Source organism: Promicromonospora kroppenstedtii (assembly GCF_044389675.1).
Taxonomy (GTDB): domain Bacteria; phylum Actinomycetota; class Actinomycetes; order Actinomycetales; family Cellulomonadaceae; genus Promicromonospora; species Promicromonospora kroppenstedtii.
Genome location: NZ_JBIRYI010000009.1, coordinates 160,736 through 176,494, shown reverse-complemented (window position 1 = coordinate 176,494; position 15,759 = coordinate 160,736). Strand labels below are relative to the sequence as shown.

Below are 15,759 nucleotides of genomic sequence, written 5' to 3'. Positions count from 1 at the left end.
GTGACGATGGACCGTCCGCGGACGGCAAAGCGCGCCCGGAGCGGGGCGACACGCCCGGGCGGCCCCGGAAGGCGGCGAGTCCCGGCTGATTCCCGGCCCATTCCGGCGAAGGTCGTTGACGCCTCCCCGTGCACCCGGCAGTCTCGTTCCCAGACCCGCACCCGCTCCGGGAGGCGCCATGGCGGACGAACCGAGCCCGACCCCCGAGTCCTGGGAACAGATCGTCGCGCGCTTCGCGCGCTTCTCCGGTGTCGTCGGCGAGGTGGACGACCCGCTGACGTGGGGCCTCGACCTCGTCGAGGAGGAGGTCACCGGTGTCTCCGACAGCACGGACCCGACGGAGGAGCGCTTCCTGCGCTCCTACCGCACCTTCGCCGGCGAGACCGTCGAGGTCGAGACCCTGCGTGTGCCCGCGACCCCGGCGCAGGTCGAGGACATCGTGCGTGCCGCCTGCAGCGGCGCTCTCGTGGCCCCGCTGCACGCCGACGTCGACCCGGCCGCCTCGCCCGAGGCGGCCGACGTGACGGACCTCGCCGAGTCGTACCAGGACTACCGCAGCGCGATGCGCGCGATCGTCGCCGAGGTGGACGACGTGCCGGTCGAGACGAAACAGTTCCACGTGGACGGCGCCGCCAAGCGCTGCATGCGGGTCACCGTGCGGAACGTGACCGCCGTCTACTCCCCCGCGGCCGACCGGGCCCTGGTCGTCACCGGGCCCACCGACCTGGTGGACCGGGTCGACGTCGTCACGCGGCCCATCCGCAACCTCCTGCACGGCGAGGAGGGGCCGAGATTCTGAGCCCCGCGACGGGCACGGCGGTAGGATCGCCGCCGTGATCCGCACCATCGCCTCCGCCGCAGCGACGCGGCCCATGGCACGTCACGCCACCGCACCACGCCGGCTCCTGCTGGCCCTGCTGCTGCTCACCGTGCTCGCGCTGGCCGGCACGACCGCCGCCGGGCAGCGCGCCGCGGCCGCCGAGCCCTACGGGGACGACATCCGGGTGAGCTCGGACGGTGTGTCCTTCGAGCCCGGCCGCGAGAGCGACGAGGTCGCCTACGTGGTCCGCTCCCTGAACGGCAAGAGCGCGCGCTCCTACGGGCGTGACCTCACCCGCGGCGAGCAGAACCAGGGCTGGACCGCGTTCCGCGAGGCCGTGCAGGCCTACCCCGACGGCTACTGCGTGGTGTGGGTCGAGGTCGAGGACGCGAGCAGCTGGCACGAGACGAGCGGCGACAGCGTGTGCACCGCCACCGTGCGGCCCGCGGAGCCCACGTCGACCCCCACCCCGACCTCGACGCCCCGGCCCGCGGAGGAGCAGACACCGGAGGCCACGCCCACGCCGGCCGAGACCGAGGCCCTGGCGGCGGAACAGGCGGTGGTGACGGAACCGACCCCGACGCCCACGCCGACCCCCACGCCGTCGGCCAGCCCGAGCCCGACGCCCACCCCGTCGGTCACCGCGACGCCGAGCCCTTCGCCGTCGACCACGTCACCGGGGGCCGGGCTGCTGCGGAACATCCAGGAGCAGCCACCGACGCAGGCGCAGGCGCACGTGGCGCAGGAGGAGGACCTGCTCTCGCCGCTGGGCTGGGTCGCGGTGCTCGGCGGCGGCGGGCTGCTGACCGTGGGCGGCGCGCTGCTGCTCCTCCGCCGCCTCACCTGAGGCGAGGATCGTCTCGCTCCGGCCCGGCCGGACGACGCCGCCCGGGGCAGACTGATCCGGTGACCACTCCCGCAGGCCTCCTGCTGACCCCCGGCGCGGGCGCGAGCCGTGACAACCAGGCGCTCGTCACGGTCGAGCAGACCCTGGCCGACGCCGCGCCGCCGCTGCCCGTGCGCCGTGTCGACTTCCCGTACCGCCTTCAGGGGCGGCGGATGCCGGACCGGGCCCCGGTCGCCGTCGGGCACCTGCGGAAGGAGGCGGCCGCCTGGGCGGACGAGCTCGGCGTGGGGACCGACCGGCTGCTGCTGGGCGGGCGGTCCTACGGCGGGCGGATGTGCTCGATGGCGGTGGCCGAGGGCCTGCCCGCCGCGGGGCTGGTGCTGCTCAGCTATCCCCTGCACCCGCCGGGCAAGCCGGAGAAGCTCCGTGTGGAGCACTTCGGGCAGATCGAGGTGCCGACCCTCTTCGTCTCCGGCGACAAGGATCCGTTCGGCACGCCTGACGAGCTCGCGGCCCACGTGGCGGCGATCCCCGGGCCCGTCACCAGCGTGACGCTGTCCGGCGCGCACGACATGCGCGGCGTCGCGCGGGAGAGGGCCGTGGCCGAGGCCGTGGCGAGCTGGGTCGCGACCCTGCGCTGACCGGGAGGTCCGGGGTCAGCGACCGCCGGCCGGCTTCTCCGGGTACTCCGGCGGCGTCTTGTCGAGCTCGATCGCGATCTCACGCCGCTCCGCGACGATGTGCGGACGCTCCTCGTCCCGCTGCTCCAGCGCGTCCGCCTGCAGCTCGGCGCTGAGGTGGTCCCAGTACAGGGTGCCGTCGAGATGCTGCGACTCGTGGATGAAGCAGCGCGCCAGGTACCCGGTGCCCGAGAGCTGCACCGGTCCTCCGTGCTGGTCGACGCCGCGCACCGTGGCGGCGCCGGGCCGCTCCAGGGGCTCGTACGCCCCCGGCACGGAGAGGCAGCCCTCCTCCTCGGTCTCGGGCTCGGCCTCGAGGTCCATCTCCAGGACCGGGTTGACCACGTGGCCCACGTGCCGGTCCCCGGACGCGTCCGTGAGGTCGTACACGAACACCCGCAGGTCCACGCCCACCTGCGGGGCCGCCAGGCCCACGCCCTGCGCCGACTCCATGGTGGCGAACAGGTCGTCGATCAGCCGCGCGAGCTCCGGCGTCGAGAACTCCTCCACGGTCCGGGACGGCGTGTGCAGCACCGGCTCGCCGATCTCGGTGATGCGCAGCACCCGGCCCCGCTCCACCTCCGGAGCGGTCGCGGGGTACTCCTCGACCGGCTCACCGAGCAGGTACGTGACGGGCTTACGTCGTCGGGGGCGGGTCCATGCCATGGCAGAGAGGGTACCTTCGACGCATGCAGTCCACGCCGATCCGCGACGCCGCCGGCGCCGCGGGGTACGCGCTCGATTCCGCGCAGCTGGCCGCGGCGGAGCACCTCGAGGACCTGCTGCACACCCTGGGCACGCGACCCGCCCGCCCGCGTCGGGACGGCCCGCGCGGGGTCTACCTCTGGGGTCCGGTGGGCCGCGGCAAGACCTGGCTCCTGGACCGGTTCCACGCCCGCTCGGGCGGCCCCCGGTTCCACTTCCACGAGTTCTACCGGGCGCTGCACGCCGAGGTGTGGGCCCGCACCGGCACGCCTGACGCGATGGAGCGCGCCCTGGACGCCCTGCTCGGCGACGCCGCCGTGCTCTGCTTCGACGAGCTGCACCTGCACGACGCCGGGGACACCATGCTGCTCTCCCGCGCCCTCCGTGCCCTGCTGGGCCGCGGGGTGACGCTCGTCGCGACGTCGAACTACCCGCCGCAGGGACTGCTGCCCGACCCGCTCTTCCACGAGCTCGCCGAGCCTCTCATCGCCCTGCTGGAGTCGTCGCTGGACGTGCTGCGGGTGCATGGCCCGGTGGACTACCGGGAGCTGCACGCCCCGGCCGCGACGGGGTGGCGGGCGGGGTTCGTGGTGACACCGCGGTCCGCGGGCGGGCCGGCGGACGGCGGGCCCGCTCGGCCGATGCCGGACGAGGCCGTCGACGTCCCCCTGAGCGGCGGCCGCGGCGTGCGCGCCCTGCGCGCGGCGGACGCCGGCGTGTGGTTCGACTTCGCCGGGCTCTGCACGGCGCCCGTGTCCGCGCTGGACCTGCTGTCGCTGGCGGACCGGTTCGACCGCTGGGTGGTGTCCGACGTCGTGCCGTTCGCCGACTGCCACGTCAGCACGCAGGCGCGGTTCGTGAGCCTCGTGGACGTGCTCTACGACCGGGACCTGCCGCTCGTGGTGACCGCCCCGGGTCCGCTCGACGAGCTGCTGGTGGTGCCCGACGGCCGCCCGGCCCCGCCCGACCTGGCCCGCGCGACGAGCAGGCTGCGGCAGCTGGGCCGGTCCGGACGCCTCGTCCCGGAGCGGCAGGCATGAGCGGCGCGCGCGAGGCGACGGCGCGCCCGCGGGCCACCGCGGCCGCGCTCCGCCGTCGCGCCGTACCCGCCGTCGCGGCCGTGCTGACCGTGGTCGCAGGGCTGTCCGTGCGGTCGGTGCTCACGGGCGACATCGCGAAGTACGCGGGCGACGCGCTCTACGCCCTGCTGATCTTCTGGCTCGTGCTGGTCGTGGCCCCGCCCACGCGCGGGTGGGTGGCCGCCGTGGTGGCGTGCGGGTTCAGCGTGGCGATCGAGCTCTTCCAGCTCACGGGCGTGCCTGCGACGCTCGGCGCGCACAGCACGCTCGCCCGGCTGGTGCTCGGCACCACCTTCAACGCCCCGGACCTGCCCTGGTACGCGGTGGGCGCGGCCGTGGGCTGGGCACTGCACCGGCTCATGGTGCCGCGAGGCCCCGGAGTGCGTGCCGGACGACCGTCCGCGCACCGTCGGGCGTGAGGTCGCCCGACCGTTCCGTCCACCGCTGGGCGATGGGCGCGAACACCAGGTCCACGGCCAGGTCGAGGTCCACGTCCGGATCGAGCTGCCCCGCCTCCTGGGCCCGGCGCAGCCTGCGCTTCTTGAGCTCGCGCATCGGGCCGTCCAGCCGCTCCCGGTAGGCCAGGGCGAGCTCGGCGTCCTCGATCACCGCGGCGGTCAGACCGCGCAGCGCGCGGTCGAAGTCGGGGTCCGCGAACTCCTCGACCGTGGCCACCAGCACGGCGCTCAGGTCGGCCTCGAGGTCACCCGTGTCAGGAAGCTCTGCCGGCGCCCCGTCCGACCCCGCCCCCGCCGTCCGCTCCAGAACGGCGTCCAGCACCAGGGCGCCCTTGTTGGGCCACCACCGGTAGATCGTCTGCTTGCCGACGCCGGCCCGGGCGGCCACCTTCTCGATCGTCAGCCCGGCATAGCCGAGCTCTGCGACGACGGCGAAGGCCGTCGCCAGGATCGTCGCCCGGGTCGCGGGATTACGCCGCCGTCCGGTGGAGCGCTGCGTCTCGGTCGCCATGTCGCCACCCTACCTGTTGAGGAGACGAGACGTTTCGTCTTGACAAGGCCTCGAACCTCCGACAGCATCGTTGTCGAGACACTCCGTCTCGACAACGATCGAAGGGGTTCGTGATGACGACCGAAGAGACCAGCACCACCACCCGCACGTGGCTCGTCACGGGGGCCAGTCGCGGCCTGGGCCGCGCCTTCACCGAGGCCGCCCTGGCGGCGGGCGACCGGGTCGCCGCCCTCTCCCGCACCCTGCGTGACGACGCCACCCGCGAGGGCCTGCTCCAGCTCGCCGCCGACGTCCGCGACCCGGCGTCGGTGCGCGCCGCCGTCGACCGTGCGGTCGATGCGTTCGGGCGGCTGGACGTGGTGGTCAACAACGCCGGGACCATGTCGTACGGGTTCGTCGAGGAGTTCACCGAGGCGCAGGTGCGCGCGCAGCTGGAGACCAACTTCTTCGGCGCCGTCTGGGTCACCCAGGCGGTGGCGCCGGTGCTGCGCCGGCAGGGGTCCGGCCACCTGGTGCAGGTGTCCAGCATCGGCGGCCTGGCCGGCTTCGCGGGCACCGGTCTGTACAGCGCCAGCAAGTTCGCCCTGGAGGGACTCAGCGAGGCGGTGGCACACGAACTCGCGGAGTTCGGCGTGCACGTGACCGTCGTCGAGCCGGGCGGCTACTGGACCGACCTGTACTCCGCGATGGACACCGCCGCGCCGCTGCCCGCGTACGACGCACTCCGTGAACGGCTCGCCGCGCAGTTCGCGGAGAACAGCGTCGACAGCGAACCGCGGCTCGCGGCCGAGGCGATCATGACGCTCGTCGACAGCCCCCGCCCGCCGCGACGGCTCCTGCTCGGCGGCACGGCGTACGACGTCGCATTCGCCGTGACCGACGAGCGGCGTCGTACCTGGGCGGAGTGGGAGGCCGTGAGCCGCGCGGCCGAGGAGGCCGTCCCCGAGCCCGCGCGGTAGGGGCGGACGCCCGTCACGGCACGGGCGCCCGTCTCGTCGGTGGGGCGACAGCGACCTGCGACACCGGGAGGATCACGATGAACATCGCCCTGTGGACAGTGGCCGGACTGCTCGCGCTGGCCTACGTGGCCGGCGGCCTGCTCAAGATCGTCCTGAGCAAGCAGCGGATCCGCGCGGCGGGCGGCGCCTCGGCGGCGTGGACCGACGACGTCAGCCCGGCCCGGATCAAGACGATCGGCGTGCTGGAGGTCCTGGGCGGCCTCGGCCTCGTGCTGCCGGGCCTGACCGGCGTCGCCCCGGAGCTGGTGCCGCTCGCGGCCCTGGGCCTGGCCATGATCATGGTGGGCGCGGCGGTCACGCGGATCTCCCGCCGGGAGTACCGGCTCCTGGTGGCAGACCTGGCCTACCTGGTGCTGATCGCTTTCGTGCTGTGGGGCCGGCTCGGGCCTGTTCCGCTGGCCGCCTGAGGGGCCGCCGAGCCTGCCGCCCGCCCGGCCGCCGGCCGGTCGCTCACCCGACGACGCGCAGCGAGCGGTCGCTCGTGTTCAGCCGCCGTCCGCCGTCCGCGGTGACGGTCACGATGTCCTCGATCCGCACGCCGAACCGGCCGGGCAGGTACACGCCGGGCTCGACCGAGAAGCACATGCCGGGGACCATGGGCAGCTCCTCGCCCTCGATCATGTACGGCGGCTCGTGCGTGGTGACGCCGATGCCGTGGCCGGTGCGGTGGATGAACTGCTCGCCGTACCCGGCCTCGGTGATCAGGCGCCGGGCGGCACGGTCCACCTCCTGGCACGCCGCCCCGGGGCGCGCGGCGTCGACGCCGGCCTGCTGGGCGCGGCGCACGATCTCGTGCACCTCGCGGACCTGCTCGCTGGGCTCGCCCACGCAGACCGTGCGGCTGGTGTCGGAGCCGTAGCCGAACATCAGGCCGCCGAAGTCCAGCACGATGCAGTCGCCGTCCTGGATCACCCGCACCCCCGCCTCGTGGTGCGGGTTGGCCCCGTTCGGCCCGGACCCCACGACGGTGAAGTCGACCTGCTCGTGGCCGTGGGCACGCAGCAGGTCGGCGAGGTCGGCGGCGACGTCGGTCTCGCGGCGTCCGGCGAAGCGGACCTTGAGAATCTCCTCGTAGGTCGCGTCGGCTGCCGCCCCCGCGGCCGCCAGGCGTGCCAGCTCGTTGTCGTCCTTGACGGCCCGCAGCATCGGGAGCCGCCGGGTCAGGGACTCGTACCGCGACCCGGGCAGTGCGGACTGCAGGCCGAGCAGGTGCATGGCCCACGTGTTGTCGGAGACGCCGTACGCGCCGTCCGGCCGCAGCAGACCGCGCACGACGTCGTACGGGTCGGCGCCGTCGGTCCAGCCCACGAGCGCGACGGCGGGCGCACCCTCGGCCCGCTCGGCGTCCGGCCGCTCCAGGGTCGGGACGAGCAGCGTGGGCTCTCGGTCCGCGGTGAGCAGCAGCATGGTGAGCCGCTCGGTGACCGCCGTCGGCTGGTAGCCGGTGAGCCAGACCAGGTCGGGCCCGGGGGCCACCAGGACGCCGTCCAGACCGGCCGCGCGGCCGTCGTCGACCACGCGTGACATACGGGCGGCGTAGTCCCGGGTGGTGAACGGGACGGCGGTGCGGGGTTCGGTGCTCATGGCGTCTCTCCCGAGGGCTGGTCGACGGACGGGGAGTCCCTGGCCTCGCCCGTGGCGGCGGCGGTCGTGGGCGGCGTGTGCAGGTGCGCGGCGGCGGCCCCCGAGTCGGACAGGCTGGTCCGCCCGGCCGGGTGCCGCACGATGACGACGATAGGGCGTCGGCCACCATCCCGGTGTCCGCGCTGATCACCGGCGGGAGGATGCTGACCGCCGAGGTGTTCGCGTTGACGACCAGCGTCGAGACGCAGGTCGCCCCCAGCACTCCTCCGGCGCCGACCGAGGTGCTCGTCGCGTTCATCCGCGGTCCTCCCGAGCTAGACCCTAGGAGAGGCTCGGGCGCGGCCCGTCACCCGAATTGGGTGAGCAGAAGCAGGAAGCCCCGGTCAGAAGAACCTCTGACCGGGGCTTTCGGAGCCGCCTGGGCCGGATTCCTCGCCTCGTTCCGTGTGCATGCGGTGCGCTCGAACCAGGCGTTCGCTCGGTGGGGGTGCGCGGCTTCGGGGCTGTCATCGCGGGTCTGTGACCCAACATGCTCCTGCTTCGGGGTCCCTGTTCCTCTTGATTCCCGGGTGCCCGCCGGAGGCACCAGGGTCAGGCCAGCGATCCAGCGATTGTGAACCCTCCGACAGTGACGCCGACTACGACGAAGGACCAGCCGATGACGCGCGCGAACAGGTACAGCCACTGTGGGTGAGGCGCATCCGGGTTTCGGCGCTGCCACTTGAGTGCGGACCGGACCGTCGACTTGGTGAACACGATCTGGTAGATGCCGATAGCGACCGCCATCACGGCCCAGATGAGAGTGAACCGCTCCTCTGTCATGCGCTGACCGTAGCCGCGGGCTCATGTCAACGGAACCGAATTCATCCCGGTTCGTCCAAGAACGAGAGACGGTCTCGACTACTCAGCCGGGGCCGTCTTCGTCATGTCCGGGCCGTGCCGACGGCGGCGGCGCGATGGCGGGTGCGGCCGGAGGTGCCGCCAGGCGCCGGAGGTCGCGCGGTCCCTGTCGTGCCGCCAACGGCGGCACGGCTCACGCGCCGGAGGCGCGCCTTGAGCCAGAAAGAAAGTCCTCACGACGCTGGTGTGGAGCCTGGCACGGCGCAGCAGTGGTGCGGGCACGAGTCGATCGCGACCACGAACCGGTACCTGCACTTCCTCGGGACCGATGCCGACAAGGCGGGTCTGAACAGGCCGAACAACGACCCGGGGAGCGCGGGGGGTGCGCGAGATGCCCGCGACAGGGCCTGAGACGCAAGAAACCCCGACCAACCGAGGCACATATGGCCTGGTCGGACGGGGTTTCCTTGATGGAGCCGCCTGTGGGAATCGAACCCACGACCTTCTCATTACGAGTGAGACGCTCTGCCGACTGAGCTAAGGCGGCGCACGCACCGCACACCGGTCAGGACCGGATGGGTGAGCGGGCCCAACTGTACCCAATGCATGACCCAGGTTCCAAAGCGAAACCGTGTGACTTCCCTGACCGGCGGATCGGCGCCGCGCACGAGGTCAGCAGGTGAGCCCGTCCTTCGGCGCCTTGCCCTCCAGCAGGTAGGTCTCCACGGCGTTGCTGACGCACGTGTTGGAGCGGCCGTAGGCCGTGTGCCCCTCGCCCTCGTAGGTCACCAGCACGCCCGTCGACAGCGTGTCCGCGAGCGACTCGGCCCAGCGGTACGGGGTGGCCGGGTCGTTCGTGGTACCGATGACGACGATCGGCGGCGCGCCCTTGGCGGCGGGGTCGAACTCCTGCTCGGCCGGCGGGTACGGCCAGTCCGTGCACTCGATGCCCGAGTAGCCGAACGACTCGCCGAGCGTCGGGGCGGCGGCCTCGATGTCGGCGGCGATGTCGCGCATCTTCGTCATGTCCTCCTCGGCGCGGGAGTCGGCGCAGTTGATCGCGCGGAACGCCTCCTCGCTGTTGGACTTGAAGGTGCCGTCGTCGTTGCGGTCGTTGTAGACGTCAGCGAGGTAGAGCAGGTCGTCGCCGGTGCCCTCCCAGAAGACCTCCCGCAGCGCCTGGGTGAGGAACGACCAGGAGGCCTCGTCGTACATCGTCACGGCCACGCCGTAGAACGCGAGCTTCTTGGTCACGTCCCGCCCTGACGACGTCGGGATCGGGTTGGGCTCGGCGTCCTCGACCATGTCCTGGATCCGCTTCAGACCGTCGTCCACGTCGTCACCGAGCGGGCAGTCGCTGCCCGCCTGGCAGTCAGTCACGTAGGCGCGCAGCGCGCTCTCGAAGCCCTCGGCCTGCTGCAGCGCCACCTCGTCCGAGCTGAGGGTGGTGTCCAGCGCGCCGTCGAGCACGAGCCGCCCGGCCCGGTCCGGGAAGAGGCCCGCGTAGGTGGCCCCGAGCTGGGTGCCGTACGAGTAGCCGAGGTAGTTCAGCTCGTCGTCACCGAGCGCCCCCCGCAGCATGTCCATGTCGCGCGCGGCGGACTGGGTGTCGACGTTCCCGAGCAGCGGCCCGGTGTTCTCGTCACAGGCCTTGCCCCAGGCGCGGACGGCGTCCTGCCGCTCCGCCAGGCCCTCCGGCGTGTAGGGGTAGTCCTTGCTGAGGAACTCGTCCTTGCCGGCGTCGTCGTAGCACTTGACCGGCGTCGACTGACCCACCCCGCGCGGATCGAAGCCGACGATGTCGAACGACGAGCGCAGCGCCTGCCCGAAACGCGACGGGTCGCCCACGAAGTCGACCCCGGAGCCGCCCGGTCCGCCCGGGTTGACCAGCAGGGACCCGATCTTCTGCCCGGTGGCGGGGATGCGCTTGAGCGCGATCTCGATGCTCCCCGCCCCCGGGTCGTGCCACGACAGCGGAGCGGCCGCCGTCGCGCACTGGAAGTCCTCGCCGCACTCGGTCCACTCCAGCGACTGGCCGTAGTAGTCCTCGTAGCCCTTGGGCGCGCCCTCCGTCGCCGAGCCGTCCGACTTGCCCACGTCCTCCAGCGCCGTCTGCACCTTGGGAGGTGCTCCGCAGGCGGCGAGGAGCAGGGCAGAAGCGAGCAGCGTGGCGACGACGGCCGCAGGCTGACGACGGCGGGCGGGGCGAATCACCCGGCCAACCTACCGGTTGTGCTCGGTGGATTTCTTACCCGTTGGCGAACCGACACGCGACCCTCACGAGTCGAGCCAGGCGACCGGACCGGGCTCGCCGTCGGCGCTGCGCGGCTGGAGCTCGACCTTGCCCTTGTCGCCGAGCTGGACCGGCACCGGCTGCCCCGTGTCGGACTCGGCCGGAACCTCGACCACCGTGGTCGTGGGCACGAAGTCCATGGTGCAGATGCCGTCCTCGGCAGGCACGAAGGCCACCGTGAGCACGCCGTCCGCGGCGGCCACCCCGGCGGACTTGCCACCCGAGCCGATGGTCGCCTGCGGCTCCGCGAACGTGGGGCACGAGCTGGACCCGTTGGTCACGACGTACAGCAGACCGGGCTCCGGCGACCACGCGACGCCCACGGTCGAGTCGGTGCTGCCCTCCAGACCCGGCGGCAGGCCGCGGCCCGAGTTCCCGGCGGCGAGCTCCATGTCGGCGGCATCCGGCAGCTTGCCGTCCTCGGACCCGTCGGACGCGCTGGGGCTGGGGCTGGTCATGTCGCTCTCCTCGGGGGATGACGTCGACACCGACCCGCCCGTCTGGGATCCCGCCGTGTCGGCCTGCGCGCACCCCGCCAGCGCGAGAACCGCGATCACCCCGATGCCCAGCGCCGACGCGCCCGCGCGCGTGAGAGTCCGTGCCGCAGCACCCGACCGGTTCGTCCGCTCGATCCTCATGCCCAGTTCCTTCCGCTCGCCTCTGACACCACCAGGTGTGTGTCGCAGGAATGCGACGCCTCCACCCCTGTCATGTGGCGAGCGGCGTGGTTCTTGCACGACACCGCGACCAACATTGGCAAACGGTCAGGTGATCGGCACCTCGAGCGGGTGAGAGCTCAGACGCGGGCGGTCGCGAACCGGAGCTTCTCGGGCGTGGCGTCAGCGGCCGTCTTGCGCAGGAAGGCCCGGCGGTGCACCGAGAAGGCGTTGCGGTCGTCGAAGAAGTCGCGCGCCATCTCGGCCAGCTCGATGGTCTGGTAGTACGACAGCGGCCGGTCGGTCGCCCGGCGCTCCGCACGCGCGGCGAGCATCCAGCCGAGCGTCGCGGGCTCCTCGTACCCCTGCGCCGCCGACTGCAGCCAGGTGGTGAACTCCCCCCACTCGCGCGGCCCGACGGCGCTGATCAGCCCGATGCGTGCTGCCTCGGCCACCGAGATCGGCAGCTTGCGCGACAGCAGCAGCGACGCCCGGTGGTCGCCCACCCGCGCGGGCATGCTCCACGAGTGCAGCTCGGAGCCGAAGATGCCCATGTCGTAGTACGGGTTCAGGACGACGCCCTCGCGGGCCAGCGTCACGTCCGCGCACAGCCCGGCCATGACGCCGCCGGCGCCGGAGTTCGCGGTGAACGCGGCGACCGTGAGCTGCTCGGCGGTCGCGATGGCGAGGCAGAGCTCGTCGATGGCGCAGATGTTGTCCCAGGCCTCGGCGGCCGGGTCGGGCGAGGCGTCGACGGTGCCCAGGTGGATCCCGTTGGAGAACGCGTGCTCCGTGCCCTTGATGACCAGCACCCGGGTGTCCTCGGTGAGGGCCTTCTCCACGGCGCTCGTCATGCGGCGGCACTGCTCGGTGTACATCGCGCCGCTGTAGGAGCGGAACGTCAGGTAGCCGACGGCGCCGTCACGCACGTAGGTGGTCTCCGCCATGGAGTCCGGCACGCGGCGGAACGGGGCGTTGCTCGCGTCGATGACCTGCGCGGCCGGGAGCTTGGTGCCGCGGCGCCCGCTCAGCTCGGCGGCGTAGCCCACCCAGAGCGTGCCGACGCCGCAGGCGATCGCCACGGCGTCGAGGTTGCGGCCCACCACGGTGCCGGGCTGGGCGCCGGTGTGCTCCGGCGACGCGACGGCGTCGAACACGCAGACCGAGCGGCCGTTCACGCCCGCGGGAGCGCCGGGGGCGCCGTCGGCCGCGGCGACGAGCCGCTCCAGCTCGGTGGCGGGGCGGCTCCAGTCGATCCGGAAGTCCTCGCGGCGCAGCAGCGGCAGCTCGCCGCTGACCGGCACGATCCGCAGGCAGGCCTCCGAGGGGATGGGCCGCTCGCCGTCGGCGACCTTGCGGACGACCTCGCCGATGCAGGCCATGGCGGCGTCCGCGACGCGGCTGTTGTACAGCGCACTCTTGGAGATGGGCTGGTCCGGCATGTCGAACACGGCCGTGGCCCACACGGGGCCGGCGTCCAGCTCCTCGACGGCGGACAGGGCCGTGACGCCCCACCTGTCGCGGCCGTCACGGATCGCGTGGTCCAGCGACGAGGGCCCGCGGTCGCCCACCGGGCCCGGGTGCACGATGACGGTCGGCCAGCGGTCGTAGATCGTGTCCGGCACGCGGTGCTTGAGGAACGGGCACAGGATCAGGTCCGGGTCCGCCCGCTCGACGGCGCGGGTCATGGCGGCACCCGACTCGAAGGTTGGGGCGAGCTCGACTCCGACGTCGTGCCCCTGCTCCCGCAGGGAGCACCAGACCCGCTGGGTAAGACCGTTGAAGGCAGAAACCAGCAGGAGGATCCTCATCGGACGGTGGACTCCTAAATCGCACGGAAGAGCTCTGGGGGCGCCCCGCAGCCTAACCAGGGACGGCATTCAGGACAATGTGCCACGGTGGTTCGGATTCACCCGCGCCAAATCTTCACACGTGGCGGATACCGCGGAAGAACCTCAGCCCTGCGGACGCAGCGCGATCGCCATCGCCTCCAGGGCCAGGAGCGGCGCCACGTTGCCGTCCAGGCGGGTGCGCGCCACCCCGATCGAGTCCATGCGTCGCACCGTCTGCTCGGGGGTCGAGTCGGCCGCGAGGGCGCGCACCGTCTCGGCGAGCTCTGCGTTGACCAGGTCGACCTCCGCCCCGAGCTGCACCACGAGCACGTCCCGGTAGAGGGAGAGCAGGTCCACCATCGCGCGGTCGAGCACGTCCCGCTGATGCCGCGTGGCACGCCGCTTCTGGTCGTCCTCCAGCTGCTTGAGCTGGGAGCGCAGCCGTGGCGGCAGCGTCTCGCCGTCGGCCACGCCCAGGGCGCGCAGCAGCTCGGCCTTCTCGGCCGCGTCGCGCTCCTGCGTGGCCGAGACGGCCTCCGCCTTGGCCACGTCCACCAGCTCGCCCGCGGCGAGGACGGCGTCGCCGACGCCGCGGATGCGGCGCGCGATGCTCAGCACGGCCGTGCGCCGTTCGCGCGCCCCGGCGTCCCGGGCCAGGCGCTTGGCCAGGCCGACGTGGCTCTGCGCCGCGCGGGCCGCGCTGAGCGCGACCGCCGGGTCGGCGCCGTCGCGCCGCACGAGCAGGTCGGCGACCGCCTGCGGCGGCGGCACCCGCAGCACCACGCCGCGGCAGCGCGAGCGGATGGTGGGCAGCACGTCCTGGACCGACGGCGCGCACAGCACCCAGACGGTGTGCGGCGGCGGCTCCTCGATGGCCTTGAGCAGCACGTTGGTGGTGCGCTCCGCCATGCGGTCGGCGTCCTCGATGACGATGACGCGCCAGCGGCCGCCCGAGGGCGACCGGGACGCCGTCATGATCAGGTCGCGCACCTCGTCGATCGCGATGACCACCTTCTCGGTGGCCAGCAGCGTGACGTCCGGGTGGGTGCCCGCCATCGTGGTGGTGCACGCCTGGCACACGCCGCACCCGCCCTGCGGGCACTGCAGCGCCGCGGCGAAGGCTCGCGCGGCGACCGACCGGCCCGAACCGGGCGGGCCCGTCACGAGCCACGCGTGCGTCATGGCGGCCGGGTTGGCCACCGCGGCCTGCAGTGCGGCGACGGCGGACTCCTGCCCGACGACGTCGTCCCACACCGTCACGGGCGGTCCTCGGAACGGGGGGCCGTGACGGCTGCCGCCTCGGTGACGACGGGCGTCAGGCCCAGCCGCGCCACGACGTCGACCCGGATCTGTGCCTGGATGTCGTCGACCGGGGCCGCGGCGTCGATGACCACGTAACGCTCCGGGTCGGCCGCGGCGCGCTGGAGGAACGTGTCACGCACCCGCGTGTGGAACTCGAGGCCGGCCCGTTCCAGCCGGTCCAGCGCGCCCTTGCCCTCGGCCGCGGCGCGGCGGGCGGCGGCAGCCTCGGGGTCGAGGTCGAGCAGGATCGTGATGTCCGTGCGCAGGCCCTTGGTGGCCCACAGCGAGAGATGCTCCACCTCGCCCGGCGGCAGGTCGCGGCCGCCGGACTGGTAGGCGATCGAGGAGTCGACGTAGCGGTCGGTGATCACCACGGCGCCGCGCTCCAGCGCGGGCCGGACCACGGTCTCGACGTGGTGCGCACGGTCGGCGGCGTAGATGAGCGCCTCGGCGCGCGGGCCCATGTCCTGACCGTGCATGACGGCGGCCCGCAGCTCCTGGCCGAGCGTGGTGGCGCCCGGCTCGAACGTGAGCAGGACCTCGCGGCCCGTCAGGTCCGCCAGCCAGTCGCCGAGGAGGCGGGACTGGGTCGACTTGCCCACGCCCTCGCCGCCCTCGAAGGAGATGAAGTAGCCCGGTGCGTTCACGCCGCCACCCTAACCGGGCCCGCCGACATCGACCCGGGCGGCTCCCGCTGAGCGGCACCCGCGCACCCGGCGCACGATGGGGAGATGGACGACAACGAGCAGAGCATCACGTCGATCACCGAGGACGAGTGCTGGGAGTTCCTCTCCATGCAGCCCATCGGGCGCCTCGGCACCGCCGTCGGGGGCGAGCCCGAGATCTTCCCGCTGAACTTCGCGGTCGCGGACCGGACCATCTACTTCCACACCATCCCGGGCACGAAGGTCGCGGAGGTGGCGATCAACGAGAAGGTCGCGTTCGAGGTCGACCAGTGGGGACCGGAGATCGCCTACAGCGTCGTGGTGAAGGGCACCGCCGAGATCCTGGAGACCGACGCCGACATCGCGGCGGCCGAGTCGACCAACCTGGTCAGCTACCTGGCGGAGACCCGGGACACGTGGGTACGCATCACGCCCACCCACGTGTCGGGTCGCCGCCTGCGGCGCTGA

18 protein-coding genes and 1 tRNA gene are annotated in these 15,759 nt (G+C 73.0%); 8 read left to right on the top strand and 11 right to left on the bottom strand.

The features are described 5' to 3' along the window. The first annotated feature begins 178 nt into the window (after positions 1–178). From ACH47X_RS15990 to ACH47X_RS15980, 3 genes are read left to right on the top strand one after another with little or no spacing between them, the layout of a single operon-like run. Complete coding sequence (locus tag ACH47X_RS15990; protein ID WP_397405573.1) at positions 179–799, top strand: hypothetical protein; 621 nt, start codon at positions 179–181, stop codon at positions 797–799. Positions 800–833: 34 nt separating this feature from the next. Next, positions 834–1,667 carry a hypothetical protein gene (locus tag ACH47X_RS15985; protein ID WP_397405572.1) on the top strand — a complete coding sequence of 278 codons (834 nt, stop codon included), beginning with the start codon at positions 834–836 and terminating at the stop codon, positions 1,665–1,667. A gap of 59 nt (positions 1,668–1,726) precedes the next feature. Further along, positions 1,727–2,308: an alpha/beta hydrolase family protein gene (locus ACH47X_RS15980; RefSeq protein ID WP_397405571.1), complete on the top strand. Its 582-nt coding sequence runs from the start codon at positions 1,727–1,729 to the stop codon at positions 2,306–2,308. Between the two features lie 15 nt (positions 2,309–2,323). Here ACH47X_RS15980 and def read toward each other — a convergent pair whose 3' ends face one another. Further along, the gene (def, locus tag ACH47X_RS15975; protein ID WP_397405570.1) at positions 2,324–3,013 is read right to left on the bottom strand and encodes a peptide deformylase; all 690 of its coding nucleotides are present in this window, start codon (positions 3,011–3,013) and stop codon (positions 2,324–2,326) included. 23 nt (positions 3,014–3,036) lie between these two features. Between def and zapE the strand changes: the two genes are divergently transcribed. Both zapE and ACH47X_RS15965 read left to right on the top strand, forming a co-directional pair. Further along, complete coding sequence (zapE, locus tag ACH47X_RS15970) at positions 3,037–4,092, top strand: cell division protein ZapE (protein ID WP_397405569.1); 1,056 nt, start codon at positions 3,037–3,039, stop codon at positions 4,090–4,092. Continuing rightward, on the top strand, positions 4,089–4,550 hold the full coding sequence (locus tag ACH47X_RS15965; RefSeq protein WP_397405568.1) for a DUF2809 domain-containing protein: 462 nt from the start codon (positions 4,089–4,091) through the stop codon (positions 4,548–4,550). The genes zapE and ACH47X_RS15965 overlap by 4 nt, the downstream gene beginning before the upstream one ends. Here the strand turns inward: ACH47X_RS15965 and ACH47X_RS15960 are convergent. Further along, complete coding sequence (locus ACH47X_RS15960; protein ID WP_397405567.1) at positions 4,489–5,100, bottom strand: TetR/AcrR family transcriptional regulator; 612 nt, start codon at positions 5,098–5,100, stop codon at positions 4,489–4,491. The genes ACH47X_RS15965 and ACH47X_RS15960 overlap by 62 nt on opposite strands. A 113-nt stretch (positions 5,101–5,213) precedes the next feature. On the opposite strand from ACH47X_RS15960, the gene ACH47X_RS15955 reads away from it, so the two are divergent. After that, positions 5,214–6,059 carry an SDR family NAD(P)-dependent oxidoreductase gene (locus ACH47X_RS15955; RefSeq protein WP_397405566.1) on the top strand — a complete coding sequence of 282 codons (846 nt, stop codon included), beginning with the start codon at positions 5,214–5,216 and terminating at the stop codon, positions 6,057–6,059. Positions 6,060–6,136: 77 nt separating this feature from the next. Beyond that, positions 6,137–6,526, top strand: coding sequence for a DoxX family protein (locus ACH47X_RS15950; RefSeq protein ID WP_397405565.1), 390 nt, complete (start codon positions 6,137–6,139; stop codon positions 6,524–6,526). A gap of 43 nt (positions 6,527–6,569) precedes the next feature. Here ACH47X_RS15950 and ACH47X_RS15945 read toward each other — a convergent pair whose 3' ends face one another. The 9 genes from ACH47X_RS15945 to tmk form a co-directional block, all read right to left on the bottom strand. After that, positions 6,570–7,703 (bottom strand): aminopeptidase P family protein, encoded by a 1,134-nt coding sequence (locus tag ACH47X_RS15945; protein ID WP_397405564.1) that lies wholly within the window; start codon positions 7,701–7,703, stop codon positions 6,570–6,572. Next, positions 7,700–7,843 (bottom strand): hypothetical protein, encoded by a 144-nt coding sequence (locus tag ACH47X_RS15940; RefSeq protein WP_397405563.1) that lies wholly within the window; start codon positions 7,841–7,843, stop codon positions 7,700–7,702. The genes ACH47X_RS15945 and ACH47X_RS15940 overlap by 4 nt, the downstream gene beginning before the upstream one ends. A 451-nt stretch (positions 7,844–8,294) precedes the next feature. Then, positions 8,295–8,525 (bottom strand): hypothetical protein, encoded by a 231-nt coding sequence (locus ACH47X_RS15935; protein ID WP_397405562.1) that lies wholly within the window; start codon positions 8,523–8,525, stop codon positions 8,295–8,297. A gap of 489 nt (positions 8,526–9,014) precedes the next feature. Beyond that, positions 9,015–9,090, bottom strand: a tRNA-Thr gene (locus ACH47X_RS15930). 125 nt (positions 9,091–9,215) lie between these two features. Then, a complete protein-coding gene (locus ACH47X_RS15925) occupies positions 9,216–10,757 on the bottom strand; it encodes an alpha/beta hydrolase (protein ID WP_397405561.1) in 1,542 nt (513 codons plus the stop codon). Between the two features lie 63 nt (positions 10,758–10,820). After that, positions 10,821–11,474, bottom strand: coding sequence for a hypothetical protein (locus ACH47X_RS15920; RefSeq protein ID WP_397405560.1), 654 nt, complete (start codon positions 11,472–11,474; stop codon positions 10,821–10,823). A 158-nt stretch (positions 11,475–11,632) separates the two neighbouring features. Then, positions 11,633–13,303 carry an enoyl-CoA hydratase-related protein gene (locus ACH47X_RS15915; protein WP_397405559.1) on the bottom strand — a complete coding sequence of 557 codons (1,671 nt, stop codon included), beginning with the start codon at positions 13,301–13,303 and terminating at the stop codon, positions 11,633–11,635. Between the two features lie 144 nt (positions 13,304–13,447). Beyond that, on the bottom strand, positions 13,448–14,584 hold the full coding sequence (locus tag ACH47X_RS15910) for a DNA polymerase III subunit delta' (RefSeq protein ID WP_142032391.1): 1,137 nt from the start codon (positions 14,582–14,584) through the stop codon (positions 13,448–13,450). Continuing rightward, entirely contained in the window at positions 14,581–15,273 is a 693-nt protein-coding gene (gene tmk / locus ACH47X_RS15905; protein ID WP_397405558.1) for a dTMP kinase, read from the bottom strand. The genes ACH47X_RS15910 and tmk overlap by 4 nt, the downstream gene beginning before the upstream one ends. An 84-nt stretch (positions 15,274–15,357) precedes the next feature. On the opposite strand from tmk, the gene ACH47X_RS15900 reads away from it, so the two are divergent. Beyond that, the gene (locus ACH47X_RS15900; protein WP_397405557.1) at positions 15,358–15,759 is read left to right on the top strand and encodes a pyridoxamine 5'-phosphate oxidase family protein; all 402 of its coding nucleotides are present in this window, start codon (positions 15,358–15,360) and stop codon (positions 15,757–15,759) included.